This is a genomic window from Hymenobacter sp. IS2118, assembly GCF_000715495.1.
Lineage (GTDB): Bacteria > Bacteroidota > Bacteroidia > Cytophagales > Hymenobacteraceae > Hymenobacter.
Genome location: NZ_JNLX01000148.1, coordinates 1 through 13,934 on the forward strand (window position 1 = coordinate 1; position 13,934 = coordinate 13,934).

The 13,934-nt window shown below is 61.5% G+C and carries 13 protein-coding genes; 5 read left to right on the top strand and 8 right to left on the bottom strand.

Annotated features, from left to right (window positions below):
• On the bottom strand, positions 1-528 hold a 528-nt coding region (locus GM79_RS14270; RefSeq protein ID WP_200875614.1), incomplete at its 3' end, for a cytochrome-c peroxidase.
• Between the two features lie 292 nt (positions 529-820).
• Between GM79_RS14270 and GM79_RS14275 the strand changes: the two genes are divergently transcribed.
• Positions 821-1,837: a hypothetical protein gene (locus tag GM79_RS14275; RefSeq protein ID WP_235184071.1), complete on the top strand. Its 1,017-nt coding sequence runs from the start codon at positions 821-823 to the stop codon at positions 1,835-1,837.
• A gap of 141 nt (positions 1,838-1,978) precedes the next feature.
• A complete protein-coding gene (locus tag GM79_RS14280; RefSeq protein ID WP_161787184.1) occupies positions 1,979-2,674 on the top strand; it encodes a DUF3575 domain-containing protein in 696 nt (231 codons plus the stop codon).
• An 18-nt stretch (positions 2,675-2,692) separates the two neighbouring features.
• Here the strand turns inward: GM79_RS14280 and GM79_RS14285 are convergent, their stop codons facing one another.
• From GM79_RS14285 to GM79_RS14300, 4 genes are all read right to left on the bottom strand, one after another.
• Positions 2,693-4,264: a DHA2 family efflux MFS transporter permease subunit gene (locus GM79_RS14285; RefSeq protein ID WP_035565025.1), complete on the bottom strand. Its 1,572-nt coding sequence runs from the start codon at positions 4,262-4,264 to the stop codon at positions 2,693-2,695.
• Between the two features lie 240 nt (positions 4,265-4,504).
• Positions 4,505-5,620 (bottom strand): HlyD family secretion protein, encoded by a 1,116-nt coding sequence (locus GM79_RS14290; protein WP_051718914.1) that lies wholly within the window; start codon positions 5,618-5,620, stop codon positions 4,505-4,507.
• 63 nt (positions 5,621-5,683) lie between these two features.
• On the bottom strand, positions 5,684-6,145 hold the full coding sequence (locus tag GM79_RS14295) for a universal stress protein (protein ID WP_051718915.1): 462 nt from the start codon (positions 6,143-6,145) through the stop codon (positions 5,684-5,686).
• Between the two features lie 220 nt (positions 6,146-6,365).
• Positions 6,366-7,700 (bottom strand): TolC family protein, encoded by a 1,335-nt coding sequence (locus GM79_RS14300; RefSeq protein ID WP_152560003.1) that lies wholly within the window; start codon positions 7,698-7,700, stop codon positions 6,366-6,368.
• A 234-nt stretch (positions 7,701-7,934) separates the two neighbouring features.
• On the opposite strand from GM79_RS14300, the gene GM79_RS14305 reads away from it, so the two are divergent.
• A complete protein-coding gene (locus GM79_RS14305; RefSeq protein WP_035565027.1) occupies positions 7,935-10,061 on the top strand; it encodes a sigma-54-dependent Fis family transcriptional regulator in 2,127 nt (708 codons plus the stop codon).
• Between the two features lie 119 nt (positions 10,062-10,180).
• Here the strand turns inward: GM79_RS14305 and GM79_RS14310 are convergent, their stop codons facing one another.
• On the bottom strand, positions 10,181-11,785 hold the full coding sequence (locus GM79_RS14310; protein WP_035565028.1) for a carboxylesterase family protein: 1,605 nt from the start codon (positions 11,783-11,785) through the stop codon (positions 10,181-10,183).
• A 163-nt stretch (positions 11,786-11,948) separates the two neighbouring features.
• Here GM79_RS14310 and GM79_RS14315 point away from each other — a divergent pair, with 163 nt between their 5' ends.
• Positions 11,949-12,236 carry a hypothetical protein gene (locus tag GM79_RS14315; protein WP_152560004.1) on the top strand — a complete coding sequence of 96 codons (288 nt, stop codon included), beginning with the start codon at positions 11,949-11,951 and terminating at the stop codon, positions 12,234-12,236.
• Between the two features lie 148 nt (positions 12,237-12,384).
• Positions 12,385-12,774 (top strand): hypothetical protein, encoded by a 390-nt coding sequence (locus GM79_RS14320; RefSeq protein ID WP_035565031.1) that lies wholly within the window; start codon positions 12,385-12,387, stop codon positions 12,772-12,774.
• Between the two features lie 41 nt (positions 12,775-12,815).
• On the opposite strand, the gene GM79_RS14325 is transcribed toward GM79_RS14320, so the two are convergent.
• Both GM79_RS14325 and GM79_RS14330 read right to left on the bottom strand, forming a co-directional pair.
• Positions 12,816-13,295, bottom strand: a complete 480-nt coding sequence (locus GM79_RS14325) for a DinB family protein (protein WP_035565034.1) — start codon at positions 13,293-13,295, stop codon at positions 12,816-12,818.
• Positions 13,296-13,308: 13 nt separating this feature from the next.
• Positions 13,309-13,731: a membrane protein gene (locus GM79_RS14330; protein ID WP_035565037.1), complete on the bottom strand. Its 423-nt coding sequence runs from the start codon at positions 13,729-13,731 to the stop codon at positions 13,309-13,311.
• Positions 13,732-13,934 lie beyond the last annotated feature (203 nt).

Here is a 13,934-nt window from a genome sequence, read left to right on the forward strand (position 1 = left end):
CCCGCCGGCCAGGGCTTGGTCGTAGGGGCTGGCCGTGGCCGTGAGGCTGCTCAGGTAGGCGGCCAGCGCGGCGTTGATGGTGGCCGGCCCGGCGGGCGCGCCAAACGCCCGCCGAAATAGCCGCCGGTATTCGGCGCTGCCTTGCAGGCGCTCGGTGGCCAGGGCGTAGCTGCTGCCCATCTCGTCGGGGCTGGTGAGCACGCTCTCCACCACGGCGGCGAGGTTGGCGGCACGGCCATCGTGGAAAAAGCTGGTTTGGTCGGCCGCGTTAAGCAACGTGGGCGAGTTGCGGGTGAGGTTGCTGGCAAAGCGAAGTGCCCGCGAAGTGCCCCGATGGTCGGTAAAAGCCTTTTCGGGGCGGTGGCAGGAGGAACAGCTGCGCTTGCCGTTCACGGAAAGGCCGGGCTCAAAAAACAGGAGTTTGCCAAGCTGCTGCTGCTCGGTAATGGCCACGGGGCGGTGGGCCGGAGCAGTAGCTCCAGTCAGGACAACAATAAGGACTAGTAACGCACAAATAATCAGACGCATGGGTTCAGACTCGGCCGGGGAGTTGAAATCCGAAACAGAGCATAAAAGTTGGGGTCTGAACGCGGCATGTGGCAGCGTATTCGATGAAACAAGGTATTTAGACCGTAGAAAGATGCTGCTACCCGACGTGCGTCAATTTTCTGGGGCTGAGCTGTTCGCTGGCTGGGGCCGGCTACTGTTTCCTGGGCCTGGCGCCGGTGGGTTGGCGCACCCGCAGCGACCAACGGGCCGGGCTTCCGCGCTGGCATTCCGGCCCGTACCTTTACACCGAACCGCTCAACCCTTTCCCCTCGTGCATTTTAAAATAACCCACGTCCTTGCGTTGGCTGCCCTGGGCACCACGCTCGCTTTCCCCGCCTGCCAAACCCGCCCCGCTGAGGGTGAAACGCCCACCGGTGCCGCCGCCGAAGCCGCCGCCAAGCCCGTGGTGCTCGACTCGGCGCAGCTCCAGGCCATTGTCATGCGCCGCGACTCGCTGCTGGCCGATTCCATTATGAAGAAAAGCGGGCAGCTGCCGGGCGCCATTCTGCCGGGCAAGCGCATTGTGGCCTTCTATGGCAACATCCGCTCGAAGGGCATGGGCATATTGGGCCGCGAGCCCAAGGAGCAGATGTTCCGCAAGTTTGAGAAAGTGCTGGCCGAGTGGCGCCCCGCCGACCCCAGCCGGGGCGTGCAGGCTGCCCTGCACAACGTCACCATCACGGCCCAGGGCACGGCCGGCAAAGACGGCAAGTGGCGCCTGATGAACTCCAAAGCCACCATCGAAGAGGTTATCAGCTGGGCCAAGGAGCACAACTGCATCATATTCCTGGACGTGCAGCCCGGCCACAGCACCCTCGCGGCCGAGCTGCCCAAGCTGGAGCCCTACCTCAAAGACCCCATCGTGCACCTGGGCATCGACCCGGAGTTCTCGCTCTCTACCATGCCCGGCGTGCGCCCCAACCAGAAAATCGGTACCCTCGATGCCAAGGACATCAACTTCACGGTGAGCTTCCTGGCTCGCATCGTGAGCGAAAACAAGCTGCCGCCCAAGGTACTCACCGTGCACCGCTTCACGCGCAAAATGGTGTCTAACTACAAAAACATCAAGCTAGACCCCCGCGTGCAGATTGTGATGCACATGGACGGCCACGGCGACCCCACCCTCAAAAAGGACTCCTACCAGCACTACATCGTGAACGAGCCCGTGCAGTACACCGGCTTCAAGCTGTTCTACGAGTACGACGCCCGCCCCAAGCCCCACCACATCATGACGCCCGAGGAAGTAATTGCCCTCAAGCCGTCGCCGCTATATATTCAGTACCAATAAGTGCTAATACGTTGAATATAAAGGCCGTTGGAATCCCCAACGGCCTTTTTTATTGCTTGGATGCGCAGCCGAAAGCAGCCGCGAGGCAACCTTGCTGCTATTGTATCTTTATCCCCTTATTCTATTGCACTTATGATTTCAATGATTACAAAAACCGTCTGTTGCGCCGCTGTTTTCTGCCTGGCTGCGCTTGGGGCCGTGGGGCAGGGAGCCACGTCGTCAGCTCCGACTGAGGCGCCGAAAAACATCATCAAGATTGCACCACTGGCGTTCGTTCACGGGCAGCTGCCGTTCACGGTGGAGTCGCGCCTGGGCTACGAGCGGGCCATTGGCGAGCGCGGCAGCTTGATGGGCAGTTACTCCTACCTGGGTACCAATTACCCGTTTAGCTTCCTGGGCAGCGTGGCGCTTAGCTCGGCCATCAGCACGGCGTTTACGGCGGCTGGGCACCCGGCCATCGTCTGGACCGAAACGCGCATCCGCACCACCGGCCACCGCTACCAGTTCCAGTACCGCTACTACCTGAGCCAACAGCGGCGCGGGCTGCAGGGCTTGTACTTGGCCCCGCATTTTTCCTATGCGCAGGCCGAGTACAACATCTCGCTCAAGGATTTTGACGTGACGCGCATCCTGAAAACGACCAACCGTAACTACAACCTGCTCTTCGGCTACCAGCGAATAGTGTGGCGGCACTTGGCGGCCGAGGCATTTACGGGCCTGGGCTACCGCGATATTCAAACCAAAAGCTACGACGAGAACGGCGCCTTCCTCGAAAATATGCCCAACGGCTCGGCGCTGAAAATCTCCTCGGGTTTCAATCTGGGTTGGGCTTTTTAACGGTACGCCGCCTTCAGGTTAATGGGCGTCGAGGCTGATTTTGCCGGTGACTTTCGCACGTTTGATGAGGAATACCAGCGGCAGGCAGGCGATGAAGAAGAGGCCGAGCGCCGAGAACACCTGCGCGTAGGTGATGATGGATACCTGCTTCATCAGAATGCCGTTGAGGGCGGCGTAGGCTTGCTGCTGGGCTTGCTCGAAGGAGAAGCCTTTGGCCATGAAATTCTGGGTGAAAGCCCGCACGCGCTGCACGGTTTCGGGGTCGTAGAGGGAGAGGTGCACCGACTGGGCGTTGCGGTTTTGCATGAGGCTGCGCTCCAGATACGTACCCACGATGGCCACGCCGAACGAGCCGCCGAGCTGGCGAATCATGCCGGTGAGGCCGGCGGCCTGGCCGGCGTCTTTGCCCTGCAAGCCGGCCAACGACATGGTGGTGATGGGCAGGAATATCAGGCCCAGCGCCAGCCCGCGCACCATCAGAGGCCAGAAGAAGTCGCTTTCGCCCGCCGTGGGCGAGATGCGCGTGGACATCCAGAAGGTGAACACGAAGAAGAGCGTGAAGCCCACCGGAATCATGTATTTCTGGGGCACGCCGGCTTGCAGGGACTTGCCAATCACGGGCATCATGAAGCCCGAAGCCAGGGCACCGGGCAGCAGAATGAGGCCCGTTTGGGCGGCCGTGAAGCCCAGAATCCGCTGCGTGAATATGGGGAACACGAACACCGATGAGAACAGCCCGAAGCCCAGAATGAAGGACAAAAACGCGCCCACTGCCAGGTTGCGGCTCTTGCCCAGCACGCGCAGGTCCACGATGGGCTGCCGGGCCGTAAGCTCGCGCCAAATGAAGCCGATGATGCCGACCACGGAAAAGAAAACAAACGTGTTGATGTAGGCGCTATCGAACCAGTCCTCGCTTTCGCCCTGCTCCAGTACCAGCTGCAACGAGCCCACGCCCAGCACCAGCAAGCCGATGCCCGCCCAGTCAATGTCGCGTAAGGGCCGCGGTACGGCGTTTTTGATGCGCTCCGGGTCGCGAATGAAGAGCATGGTAAAAATGGCCGCCAGAATGCCCACGGGCACGTTCACGTAAAAAATCCAGGGCCAACCTAGGTTGCTGTCCACGATGTAGCCGCCCAGCGAGGGCCCGATAGTGGGCCCGATGATGATGCCCATGCCGAACAAGGCTTGGCCCAGCGCCAGCTGCCGGGGCGGAAACGTATCAATAAGAATGGCCTGCGATGTGGCCATGAGCGCGCCGCCCCCAATGCCCTGAATGAAGCGAAAGGCCACCAGCTCCCAGATGTTGGTGCTTTGCCCGCATGCAATGGAGGCGATGGTGAAAACCAGCACCGACACGAAGTAGTAGTTGCGCCGCCCAAACTGCTCGGCCAAAAAGCCGGTCATCGGAATCACAATTACGTTGGCGATGCCGTAGGAGGCAATTACCCAGGTTACTTCCTGCTGGGTGGCCGAGAGGTTGCCCATCATCTGGGTCAGGGCCACGTTCACAATGCTGGTGTCGATGAGCTCCAGCAAGCAGCAGAGCACCACCGTCACGACGATAATCCACTTGGTAAATCCGGTTTCCATGAGGTGAAATGGTGAGATGGTGAAATGGCGAGTTGACACGTTTTGGCTGGCCACGCGTGCACCCCACCCCCTAGCCCCCTCCCCTCCGGGAGAGGGGGGACTAATTTTAGTCTTTGTTTACTAATATTTTAGGTCTAGTGATAGTCCCCCCTCTCCCGGAGGGGAGGGGGCTAGGGGGTGGGGTGCACGGCTGGCCAGCCAAAACGTGTCAACTCACCCCAATAAATCCTACCCCAAACCCTATTTTACCGCCACGATGGCGTTCACGCTCATGCCAGCGCGCAGGGGGTGCTGCGGGTCGGTTTTGTCGAGGGCAATTTTGACGGGGATGCGCTGGGTTACTTTCACGAAGTTGCCGCTGGCATTGTCGGGCGGCAGCAGGGCGAAGCGGGCGCCGGTAGCGGCCGAGAGCGACTCGATGTGGCCCTGGAATTCTTCGTTGGGGTAGGCGTCCACTTCCAGCTTCACGGGCTGGCCCACTTTCATGTCTTCCAGCTGCGTCTCTTTGAAGTTGGCTACCACCCACACCCGCTCGCTGCCCACCAGGCCCATGAGCTGCTGGCCGGGCGCCACTACCTGGCCGGGCTGCACGTTTTTGCGGCTCACGAAGCCGTTGGTGGGCGCCACCAGCGTGGTGTAGCTCAGCTGAAGCTTGGCATTGTCGAGGTCGGCCTGGCGCTGCTTCACCACGGCCTGGGCCACGGCTACCTGCTGCTCGGCCGCCACCACCTGCTGGCGGGCCACGCTCACCTGGTCGGTGGCGGTGGCGCGCTGGGCGTTGGTGGCGCGCAGGTTGGCCTGCACGGCATCATACTCACTCTGCGGAATAATATCCTGCTCGCGTAGGAACGTGCTGCGCTTGAGGTCTTTGCGGAGCTTGTCCTGGTTGGCTTCGCTCACGCCGATGGTGGACTGCGCTGTGCGCACGCCGGCCTGGGCCGTGCCCACAGCGGCGCGGGCGGCCGTTACCTGGGCCAGGGCGGCGGCTAGGGCGGCTTCGGTGGCATTCACGCGCTGCTGGTAGTCGGCCGGGTCGAGGGTGGCCAGCACGTCGCCTTTTTTCACGGGCTGGTTGTCCTCCACTTTCACTTCAAGCACTGGGCCGCCCACGCGGGGCAGCACGGGATACACGTCGCCTTCCACCTGGGCGTCGTCGGTGCTTTCGTGGGCCACGGCAAACTGGTAGCGCGTCCAGCCGTAGTAGCCGCCGGCCAGCAGCACCACCGCCAAAATGATGAACAGGAGCGGGCTGCGCCGCTTGGGCTCCTCCATCGGGGTGCCGGCCTCCGGCGAGGCCGCGTGGGGGTAGGGGGCGGGAGCGTGGGGTAGGGCGGGAGAATTTTCAGGCTGGGCCATCTTGGTAAGGTACAGGGGCGTTTTTTAAATAATAAGGGAAGTCAGCAGCGAGAGAGGAGCTGGTCAGGCAGCCTTTGTTCTCGGGATTGCGTCAGTTTCGGGTTGCAGGGGGGGCCGCACCAGCAGGGTGGCGCAGGCAGCGGTGCGCAGCACGATTTCGGCGGTGGTGCCCATTAGGAAACGGGTGATGCCCGTGCAGCCGTGCGCCCCGATAACAATGAGGTCGGCTTGTTGGCGGCTGGCCTCGGCTACTATCTCGGCCGCGGCCTCGCCCCGCACAATGCCGATTTGAACGCGCCCGGCACCCGCCTGCTCCGCTACCGTGCGCAGGCCGTTCAGCCGCTCCGCGCAAGCCACCCGGTCGCTCGGTGCTGCCTCGCCCGGCCGGGGATTGTCCGGCGCCTCCTGAGGCTCGCACACGTGCAGCAGCCGCAGCTCGGCGCCGGTAGCCACGGCCAGCGCCGCCGCCACCGTCACCACCTCCGCCGACGCGGCCGAGAAATCAAGCGGACAAAGGATGGTCATTTCTAGGGGAAATTTTTAGGGTAGGAGGGTGGGGGGGTAGGAGGGTAGGAGTTTTTTTGGTGGTGGATTTTTTGGGTAAAAGGGTGTGGGGGTGGAGGGTAGGAGTTTTTTGGGTGATGGTGTCTGGAGAGTTTAGTGCCTTGTGATAGTTCGAACCGCAAAACCAACTCCTACCTTCCTACCCCCACACCCTCTTACCCTAAAAACCTACCCTAAAAACCTACTTCCAAATGACCTCGCCGGTGGCGCGCTTGAGTTGAAACTGGCCCAGGGTGTAGTTGTAGATGGCCTGGGCGCGGGCCAGGCGGGCCTGGGCCAGCTGGGTTTCGGCGTCAAGCACGTCCAGGTTCTGGCCCACGCCGTAGCGGTAGCGGCCCTGGGCGCGGGTGAGGGCATCGGTGGCCTGCATAATCTGCTGCTCGGCGTTGGCGTAGCGGGCCTGGCTGAACTCCAGGTTGTTGGCCGCCTGGCGCACGTCGGCCCGGATTTGCTCCTGCGTGTCCTGGGTGCGGGCCACGGCGCTGCGGGCGTTGGCCAGGGCTTCTACCCGCTGGTTTTTATTCTTGTTGCCGTCGTAAATCGGCACCGAGAGCTGCACCACGCCCACCGTGTTGGGGCGAATTTGCGTGAGGTTGGGCAGGTAGCCATTTTTGGCGCCCACCTGCGCGCCCACGCCCAGGCTGGGCATATTGCTGCGCTCCACAAGGCGCTGCTGAAGCGTGGCAGTGGTTTCGGCGTCGCGGGCCAGCTTGATTTCGGGCCGGTTTTCCAGAGCTTTGGCCATTTCGGCGTTCACGTCCACGGCCTGTGGCTCGAAGGTGAGCCGGCCCTTCACGGGCACGTCGGCCGGGGTGGGCTTGTGTAGCAGCCGCGCCAGCTGCACCTGCTGGTTGCGAAGTTGGTTCTGCAAATCAATGCGGGTGTTTTGGGCCTGCGTAATGCGTACGTCGGTGGTCGTCACGTCGAAGCGCGTGCTCACGCCGCCTTCCACGCGCTTCTGCATTTCGTCGCGGTGGGCCTGCAGCGAGGCAATCTGGGCGTCCTGCACCCGAATGCTTTCGCGCATAAACAGGATGTTGTAGTACACCTGCGCGGCGTTGAAGGCCAGGTCGCGCTTGGTCACACTCACGTTGTCGCGCGCGGTTTGCACCTGCGACTCGGCCAGCTTCACGGTGGCGTCGCTCTTGCCAAAGTCCAGCAGCAGGTACTGCGCCGTGATGTGGGCGTCGTAGTTGTTGTTCGGCGCTATCTGAAATGGCTCAGCGCCCAGCGGAATTTTCACCACCGGGTCGATGCGCGTATAAGTAGCCGTGCCGGTAATCTGAGGGAACAAGCCGGTACGGCTCTGGGCCAGGCGGCCGCTGGCGGCGTTGGCAATTTCATCGAGTGAAGTCACGGCCGGATTAGCATCGAGCACCGAACGCAGCGTCCCGTCCAAGGTCAGGGAATCACTCAGAACATCGACGCCGGACAGGGCTTGAGCGTGCGTAGTGCCGCTGCCCAGCAAAATGGCGGCAACGGCCCCAACGGCAACGGGCGAAAAGCGGAAAGACATGGCAATTTTCAAGTGTAAGTCACCACTGCCTTACCGAAAGCTGTGCCAGGGATTAAAATCAGATTAAGAGGCTTAGGTAATGTAATTAACTGTATTTAGGTAAGTGAGTTAATGTCTTAAGTGTTTCTTGGGTAGAGTCGAAGCGCTAATACGAATTCCTGAAATGGCAGGAATTGCTGTAAATTTGCTCCTGCTATTTCAGGAAAAAACATTCAGCCTGTTGTGCCGCCTCCCATGACCGAACAGGACGAGAATCTGCTTTCGCACCTCAACGAAGCCATTGCCACGGTGCGCGACAAGGACTCGCTGTTTAAAATAGTGACGACCAAGCTGCGGCTTATTTTTCCCTTCGACCTCATTGGTATCAACGTCTTTGATGAGGCGCTGGAGCGCAAGCGGCTGTTTTTGCGCGACTATTTTGGGGCCGAAGAAGCGCCGCCTGTGCCGGACGGTCTGGACCAGTTCATGCCCATAGCAGGCACGCCCCTCGAACAACTGGTGGCCAACCCACGGGTGCAGCAGTTCACCGCCCGCGAGTACCTGGCCCACTACCCCGATTATCCACTCTACAACAAGTTCGAGCAACTGGGCTTGACGCACCTCACAGCCGTGCCGCTGCGCATCGGGGGGCGCCTCACGGGCTTCCTAACGCTGGCCGCCCGCCGCACGCCGCCCCTCACCCCCGCCGACCAGAAGCTGCTGGAACGAATTGGCTCGCTCATCGCGGTAGCCGTGGCCAACACCCTGGCGTTTGAGGAAATGGCCCGCCGCGAGCAGGAGCGCACCCTGCAGCTCAACATCACCAACGCCCTGCTCAGCATCAAGCAGCGCGAGCCTCTGTTCCGGGCCGTAGCCGAGGGCCTGAACCAGGTGGTACCATTTGGATATTTCGGTATTCGGGTGCAGCGGGCGGGCCGGCAAGAAGGTTTCGAGGGCTTCGCCGAGTTTTCGCGGCTGGACGCAGGCCCTGATGCGCCCCTGCTGGCCCTCGACCCCCAGCGCCAGCAGGGCCTCAACCAGCTCGATACCGCCGCCATGTACCAGCAAATGAACGATTTGCTGCAAGTGCCCGCCGTTTACGCCGGCGACGATTTTCTGGACCTGGCCCGCCGTTACCCACTCATGCGCCGCGTGTACGAAGACCACGGCACGCGGGCGCTGCTCATCGCGCCCGTCTGGCAGCGGCCCGACGGCGCGGCCATGCTCATCCTCGCCTCGCCCAACGCCACCAACTTCCGCCCCGAAGACCTGGCCACCGTGCTGGCCCTGGTGCCCCAGATTGCGCTGGCCCTGGAAAACCTCTTCGCCTTCGAACAGATTGAGGCGCTAAAATCGCAGGTAGAGCAGGAGCGCACTTATCTGGTGGACGAAATCAACGCCTCCGCCCGCTTCGGGGCCGATTCGGGTGCCTTCGTGGGCAACGGGCCGGCCCTGCAGCAAACGCTGCTGCGCATCCGGCAGGTGGCCGCCACCGACACCACGGTACTGATTTCGGGCGAAACCGGCACCGGCAAGGAGCTGGTGGCCCGCGAGCTGCACAACGCCTCGCCCCGGCACGCCCGCGCCCTCATCAAGCTCAACTGCGCCGCTCTGCCTGCCCAGCTCATCGAAAGCGAGCTGTTTGGGCACGAAAAAGGAGCGTTTACGGGCGCCGTGGAGCGCCGCATCGGCAAGTTTGAGCTAGCCGACGGCGGCAGTATTTTCCTCGATGAAATTGGTGAGCTGCCCCTCGACCTGCAGGCCAAGCTGCTGCGCGTGCTGCAAGAGCGGGAATTTGAGCGCGTGGGCGGTACCAAAGTGCTGCACTCAACCGCTCGCGTGATTGCGGCTACCAACCGCGTGCTGGCTGACGAAGTGGCTGCCGGCCGCTTCCGGGCCGATTTGTACTACCGCCTCAACGTATTTCCCATTGCGCTGGCGCCTCTGCGCGAACGCCGCGAAGATGTGGAACCGCTGCTGCGCCACTTCGTGCAGCGCCTGAGCAAGCGCCTGGGCAAGCCCGCCCGCCAGGTGCGCCCCGCCGACCTGGCCGCGCTGCAAGCCTACACCTGGCCCGGCAACATCCGGGAGCTGGAGCACGTGCTCGAACAGTCCATTATTGTGAGCCAGGGCCAATTTCTGGAGTTCGCGGGCTTCGCCGCCTCCCCGCTGGCCCCGCACAAGAGCGCCCCAGCCGATGCCGGGCCCATCAAAACGCTAAAGGAGCAGGAACGGGCCCACATTCTGGCGGCGCTGGAGCGCACGGGCGGCCGCGTGAGCGGCCCGCAAGGCGCGGCCCTGTTGCTCGACATCAACCCTAAAACCCTGGAAGCCCGCATGAAAAAACTGGGTATCCGGCGTACGGTGGGCGTAGATGGGTGATGTTGGAGGAGCCGAAAAACAAACAAGGCCGATGCGGTGAGCATCGGCCTTGTTGTAAGCACTAAATAATCTGTAGGCAGCAGACTACCTTATTCTATTTACGGCTGGCTGAAGCCGTGCTATTCTTTTACGACGCGCCGCGTCAGCACTTGCTGGGCGGTGGTCACCTGCACGTAGTACACGCCGGCGGGTAACGCAGAGAGGTCGAGCGACTGTTCGGACGTGGCGGCGGCGTCGGTTAGCTCGGCGCGGGCACGCACGGCCCCGAATTTATCGAGCAGGCGAATGGAAACGGCGCCTTCCAGCTCACTATCCAGCTGCAGGTGCAGCTGGCCGGTGGTGGGGTTGGGGTAGGCCCCGAAGGCACGGGTTGCCGGGGTCTTGGTGGCCTCGGCCAGCGAGTTATCAGCCAGTCGGCTCAGGGTTGGGCAGCTGCCCAGGCTCACGGTCAGGCTCACGGGCAGGCCCTTGGCCAGCTGGCGGCTGTAGGGCGTGGCCGTGAGGCGACGGGTGGTAGTGGAGCCACTCCAGGCCACGGTCACGCTGTTGGTGGCCGCGTTGCGGGCCACGATGGTGCCGCCGGTGGCCTGCCAGTCGCAGTAGCCGAAGCTGCTGCCCACGCTGTAGGTTTTGGTGAGGGCGCCGCTGCACACCGTGGCCGGCCCGCTAATGGTGGCCGTGGCAGGCTTGAGGCGGTAGTTGTAGAAAAAGTCGCTGCCGCGGGGCGCAATGTCGGAATAGATGAACTTCGGAAAGGTGAGCCGACTGTAGTGGACGTCGTGCCCGCGGAGCGAGTAGGAGTAGAACAGGTGCGGCGCATTCACGGCGTTGGCGCGGGTGTTGATGGGGTTGCTGCCGTAGACCACGGGCAGGTTGAAGCCGGGCACGATGTCGAGAAACGCGAACGGCTTGCCAGTGTTGTAGAGCACCACGGGGTCGTTGATGCTGTGGAACAAGGCCACGGGCACGTCGTTGGGTCCTTCGATGTGGTTGGGGTCGACCACGGCCCCGGCGAAGCTGAGTACGGCGTTGGCCTTGCCACTCACGGCCTGGCCCTGGGCGTTGGTGCGGTTGTCGCCGATGGCATCGAGTGCGCCCAGGTCAGCCAGACCGTTCACGGCGTAAGTAGCGGCGGGCCGCTCGGCTTCGCGGTCCACGTAGGCGTTGTTGCAGGCGATGAAGGCGCCGGCGCTGTGGCCCGAGATGAACACCTGGTTGGGGTCGACGCGGTAGGTGCGGGCGTTGTTGCGGAAGAAGCGCACTGCCGAGCGGCCGTCCTGCAGGGCGCGGTACACGGCGCGCTTGGCCTTTTCGGGGTCCGTCAGGTTCATGCCCAGGCGGTAGTCGATGCTGGCCGTCACGAAGCCGCGCTGGGCAAAGGAGCGGGCCAGGGCCACCATGTCGGCGTCGGTGCGGCTGCCGTTCACAAAGCCCCCACCAAAGCAAAAAATGATGACCGGCCGCTTGGAAAGCGTATCGCCCTGGGGCTGGTAGATGTCCATGCGCAGGGTCGCGCGCACGTTCCCGTAGGTCTGCTCATTGGCGAGCTTAAAACCGAGCACGTTGCTGGTGCTCACCTGCGGAATGTTGGTGCTGAAGGCCACGCCGGTCGTCGTGGTCACGCTGCTGGTGATGTTGCTGCGGTAGCGGTCGGGCAGGGCCTGCGCCTGAACAGAGGTGGCGGCAGCCAGCGCGAGGCCGCAAAACAGTAGGGTTTTGGTCATGGGTGGGATTTGGATTGGAATGAAAGAATGGTCGTTCAGGGTTGCTTATTTTGAGAAAAAATTCAATAAGCGGCCAGCTCATTAAAAATGTCGCAATAAAAGTCCCCTAACAGGCCGGCAATTTCAAAGGATATATCCGCATATCAAAGAAAAAATGTTATGCATGACTAACTTTTTTTCGTTATTGACCAGTGGCTGCGCCGCCGCATATGACGGCGGCTGTGCTTTGGCAAAGGCGAAAAACTGTGGGACTATTGAGTGGTCGGCAGTCGTGCAGGTCCGCATCATTGCGCCTAGGAAAGTGCCCCTACTGCTCTTTTGGAGTTATCCTCCGAAAGCCGCCGGGCGCTTAAGCTTCTTCGGCCGGTTGCTGGGGCTGCTTAAGCGCCCGGCTTTGGCATTTTCTGCTTTGCAGGTTGTCGCCCTCTCATTGAAATCCGCTTGCGGATGACTCGATGACGGACTATTTGGGTGAGCGTTAACGCGAGAAGCGGCTGTCAGTCAAAAAAAGCGGCCTGATTCTGCTTAACCTTTCGGGCAGAAATGGGCCACTTTTCGTAACTAGTGGTTCGTGATTTCAATAACTTAAGAACTCTGCCATGAAACTTATTGTGATTGCCTCATTGGTTGCCTGCCGCCTGTTTTGGGGAAGCGCGGCTGCCGGGCAAACGGCGCCAGCTCCCATTGCGCCAGCCCCTAAAATGGTGCTCGTAACCATCAATTGGTGGGGAAACTTATTGGGAACCCCATTTCTAGGGGCTGCATTTGATACCGATGGGGAAACAATCGGTGGCTTGAGCCAGAAGGAATTGAACCAGAAATTTGCCAAGATTCCCTTGCCCGCTTCGTCCGCTTCCATCATCAACTTTGTGGTCCGTAGCGGGTACCGGGTAGTCAGCTTCAACCCCACGCAGGGCGGGGCCGGGACCGACACCAACCGCGTAAGTGTCACCAATGGCTACGTGCTGCTTTGCGAGAAACTTCTCTAGGGACGGCGCCAACCCCAAAGCACCAGCCTGACCGCAACCTGCTACCAGTCCTTCAGCAGGCGCCGCAGCAGCACGATTTCGCCGATGTGGTAGGCGTTGTGGTCGGCAATGAGCAGGGCTTCGCGCAGAATGGTTTGGCCGGTGCCGTGTGGAATGGGGGCCAGCAGGTCGGTGCCCGGCGCGTGCAGCAGGTGCAGAAACCGCTGCCGCTGCTGCCGAATGTGGTCCAGGGCCGCCTGCCACTGCTCTTCATCGGCGGTGGCGTTGGGGGCTGGCCAGTATCCCTCCGGAAATTCCGGCGATTCGTGTTCGGCATCGATGGAAAACTCTACAATGTCCCACTGCGCAATGCGCAGGTGTTCGACCAGCTGCCAGATGGTGTAGGGCACATCGGGCACGCGCTGGTTCCAGGTTTTGGGCGTGAGGCCGTCTATGGCTTCTTCGAAGGTGGCGTGGGCGTTGCCCTTGGTAAGCAAGCTGGTTAGCTCCGCCAGCAGGGCTTTTTGATTGGTTCTGTCCATCGAGTGCCAGGCGCTATTTCCGCTTCTTCAACGTTTGCAATGCCCCGGTGCCGTACAGGGCCGCCCCCATCAGCACGGGCTGGAAAAACAGCCGGGCCAGCCGTTTGGCATCGGTATTGAGCCCGAAAGCGGAAAGGTGGTGCGTGTATTGGTGAATATTGCCCGGAAACACTGCCGCGTAGAACGCCGCCAGCCCAAGGCCCATGCGCCCTCGGTTCTTGCCCTTGAGCAGCAGCAGCGCCAAGCCCAGTCCAATTTCCACCACGCCCGAAGCCAGCACCACGGCGTCTTTATTCAAGGGTATGAAGTCGGGCACCTGCGCCTGGAAATCCTGTCGCGCAAAGGTGAGGTGCCCCGTGCCGGCCACCACCATAAAGGTGCCCAGCAGGCCACAGGTTACGTTTTGCAGGGTAGTTGTGTGGGAGTGTTGCGGCATGGTTTCCTAGGGGAGGTTGTTGAAGCAGGCTATACGGGAGATAGATGGCGGGAGTGTATCACGTAAAATTCATAAGTCCAACAAAAATACCGGTCATGCTGAGCGCAGCCGAAGCATCTCTACCGCACAAGCAATCTGTTTACTTGCTGTGGTAGAGATGCTTCGGCTGCGCTCAGCATGACCGGTGTTTCCACTTTTGCTGT